This is a genomic window from Herminiimonas sp. (assembly GCF_030645555.1).
In the GTDB taxonomy this organism is placed as follows: Bacteria; Pseudomonadota; Gammaproteobacteria; order Burkholderiales; family Burkholderiaceae_D; genus Oxalicibacterium.
The window spans coordinates 1-2,551 of the sequence record NZ_JAUSME010000183.1 but is presented as its reverse complement, the minus strand read 5'-3'; the positions used below and the strand labels follow the sequence as shown (position 1 = coordinate 2,551).

At 56.0% G+C, this 2,551-nt stretch carries 4 protein-coding genes; 1 reads left to right on the top strand and 3 read right to left on the bottom strand.

The genetic code is table 11. From position 1 onward, the window contains the following. The 3 genes from rsgA to Q7T06_RS07085 all read right to left on the bottom strand — a co-directional run. A partial coding sequence (gene rsgA / locus Q7T06_RS07095) for a ribosome small subunit-dependent GTPase A (RefSeq protein WP_304782551.1) occupies positions 1-653 on the bottom strand: 653 nt, incomplete at its 3' end. A gap of 3 nt (positions 654-656) precedes the next feature. Further along, positions 657-1,022 carry a 4a-hydroxytetrahydrobiopterin dehydratase gene (locus Q7T06_RS07090; RefSeq protein WP_304782547.1) on the bottom strand — a complete coding sequence of 122 codons (366 nt, stop codon included), beginning with the start codon at positions 1,020-1,022 and terminating at the stop codon, positions 657-659. 11 nt (positions 1,023-1,033) lie between these two features. Next, positions 1,034-2,290: a M48 family metallopeptidase gene (locus Q7T06_RS07085; protein WP_304782545.1), complete on the bottom strand. Its 1,257-nt coding sequence runs from the start codon at positions 2,288-2,290 to the stop codon at positions 1,034-1,036. A gap of 50 nt (positions 2,291-2,340) precedes the next feature. On the opposite strand from Q7T06_RS07085, the gene Q7T06_RS07080 reads away from it, so the two are divergent. Next, a partial coding sequence (locus Q7T06_RS07080) for an exonuclease domain-containing protein (protein ID WP_304782542.1) occupies positions 2,341-2,551 on the top strand: 211 nt, incomplete at its 3' end.

Here is a 2,551-nt window from a genome sequence, read left to right as displayed (position 1 = left end):
TCGATGGTGTACAGGCGCGTGAAGGTGGTCGTGTGCTTGCCGGTATCGAGCGCGGCGGAGATTTCACGCACGGCGATATCGGCATCCGGCACGATCAGGTTGATGATAGATGACTTGCCCATGCCGGATTGGCCGATCAGGATAGTCGACTGGCCAGTCAGCAAGGGCATCAGCGCGGCGACGGTTGCTTCCGGCTGCGCGGTGGCCGACACTTCATGCACCGGGTAGCCGAGTCCGGCATAGAAGGCCACGCGCTGGCGGGTTTTTTCCAGCGATGCAACGACGTCTATCTTGTTCAGGATCAGATGCACTGCAACGCCGGCGGCTTCCGCTGCCACCAGCGAGCGCGACACCAGATCGTCGGTGAAGCCTGGTTCGGTTGCCACCACGATGAAGAGTTGCGTCACGTTGGCGGCCAGCAGTTTGGATTTGTACTGGTCGGAGCGATACAGCAGCGTGCTGCGCTCGGCGATCGATTCGATCACGCCCTGATTGGCGGAGGTCAGTTGCAGATTGACGATGTCGCCAACAGCCACATCGCTCTTCTTGCCGCGCGTGACGCACTGGAGCTTGGCCTCGCCAGCCTGTACCAGATAATGCCGGCCATGCGCAGCGATCACGGTGCCTTTGAGGGCATTGATAATTGCAGCCATCAATTAAGCGAACGATTGTTCAAAGATTGCATCCAGTTTGGCGGCGCAGACGAAGTCGTTATCCGACAATCCGCCCTGGCCCTTGTTGACGCTATGCGTGTGGTACTTCACCACGCACAGATTATAGGTGACCAGCAGTTCCGGATGATGGTCTTCCGCATGGATCACATAGGCGATAGCATTGACGAAGGCCAGTGTGTCGTAGTAATTCTTGAATGAAAACTGCCTGACGATTTTGCCGTCCTGCACGGTCCAGCCAGGGATGGCCGGCAGGCGTTCGGCAATTTCTTCCGCCTTCAATGCCGTCACGTCGGGCCGGCATTTCTGTGCGCGCAAGGCGGCAGCGTTGTTCATCGTCACCTTGCTCATCGTCACCCTGTTCAACTGGCGATCAGCCGGTTGATGCGCACGGTGGCTGGCGGATGCGAATCGTAAAATGCGGAGTGCAACGGATCCGGCGTCAGCGTGGACGCATTGTCTTCATACAGTTTGACCAGTGCAGACACCAGATCCTGCGAATTCGTGTGTTCTGCAGCGAATGCATCGGCCTCGAATTCATGCTTGCGCGAGCTCAGCGAAGTCAGCGGCGAGAACAGGAACGAGAACACCGGTAGCGCCAGTACAAACAGCAGCAGCGCCATCGCATCGTTGCTGGCTCCCATCATAGGCTCCACGCCCAGGCCGGTGTAAAACCAGGCTTGCGTTTTCAGGTAGCCGAGCATCGCGAGGAAGGCCAGCGACGCTGCAAACATGACGGCGATGCGCTTGACGATGTGCTTGAGCTTGAAGTGACCGAGTTCGTGCGCCATGACCGCCTCGATTTCATGCGGTTCCAGACGCTCGAGCAAGGTATCGAAAAACACGATGCGCTTGGAGGCGCCAAAGCCGGAAAAATACGCATTGCCATGCGCGCTGCGCCTGGAGCCATCCATGACGAACAAGCCGTTGGATGCAAAGCCTATGCGCTGCATCAAGCCCTCTATGCGTGCGCGCAGGCTGTCATCTTCCAGCGGCTTGAACTTGTTGAACAGCGGTGCAATGAAGAGCGGCACCAGCACCAGCATCAACAGTTGAAAGCCGCACCAGACTATCCATGCATACAGCCACCACAGGTCACCGGATTTTTCCATCAGGATCAGCGTAATCCACACCAGGCCCAGGCCCAGCGCCAGAGAAATGACAGTGCTTTTCAGCAGATCGGCAAAGAACAGGTTAGGCGACATGCGGTTGAAACCGAAGCGCGCTTCCAGCACGAACTGGCGGAAATAATCGAAGGGCAGCTCGATCAGGCCGGAGATCAGTGCAAACACGAGGACCAGCGCCAGCTGATAACGCCAGCCGGGACCGAAGATTTCCAGCGAACCATTTGCCAGCCATTGCAAGCCACCCATCAGCGTAAAGCCTATCAGTACCGCTGCATTCAACAGCACGATGAAGAGCGCGAACTTGGTTTTTGCAATTGAATAATCGGCTGCTTTCTGATGTGCTTCAAGCGCGATTTTCCCGGCGAATTGCGCAGGCACTGCAGCGCGATGGGCGAGAATGTGGCGTATGTGGCGCGATGCAAGCCAGAAGCGCACCAGCAGGCTGACAACCAGAAAACCGATAAACAAAACTGTAAACGCGAGTGATGACATTCTTTTCCTGTGAGAAAATGGCGGATTAAGCAGGTCTAAGGGAAACAATTATGTCACAAGCTGCAGAAGTAACGCCACCAACCACACCTGCACGTCCGAATGAGTTCAATCTGGTATGGCTCGATATGGAAATGACAGGGCTCGATCCGGAAAACGATCGCATCATTGAAGTTGCCGTGGTGGTAACAGATTCAGAATTGAATATTATCGGCGAAGGTCCGGTATTCGCGATTCATCAATCGGATGAAGCGCTGGATGGCA

Coding starts and splice junctions, on each gene's coding strand:
- Q7T06_RS07090 (WP_304782547.1), bottom strand. CDS start 1,022: ATGAGCAAGGTGACGATGAACAACGCTGCCGCCTTGCGCGCACAGAAA.
- Q7T06_RS07085 (WP_304782545.1), bottom strand. CDS start 2,290: ATGTCATCACTCGCGTTTACAGTTTTGTTTATCGGTTTTCTGGTTGTC.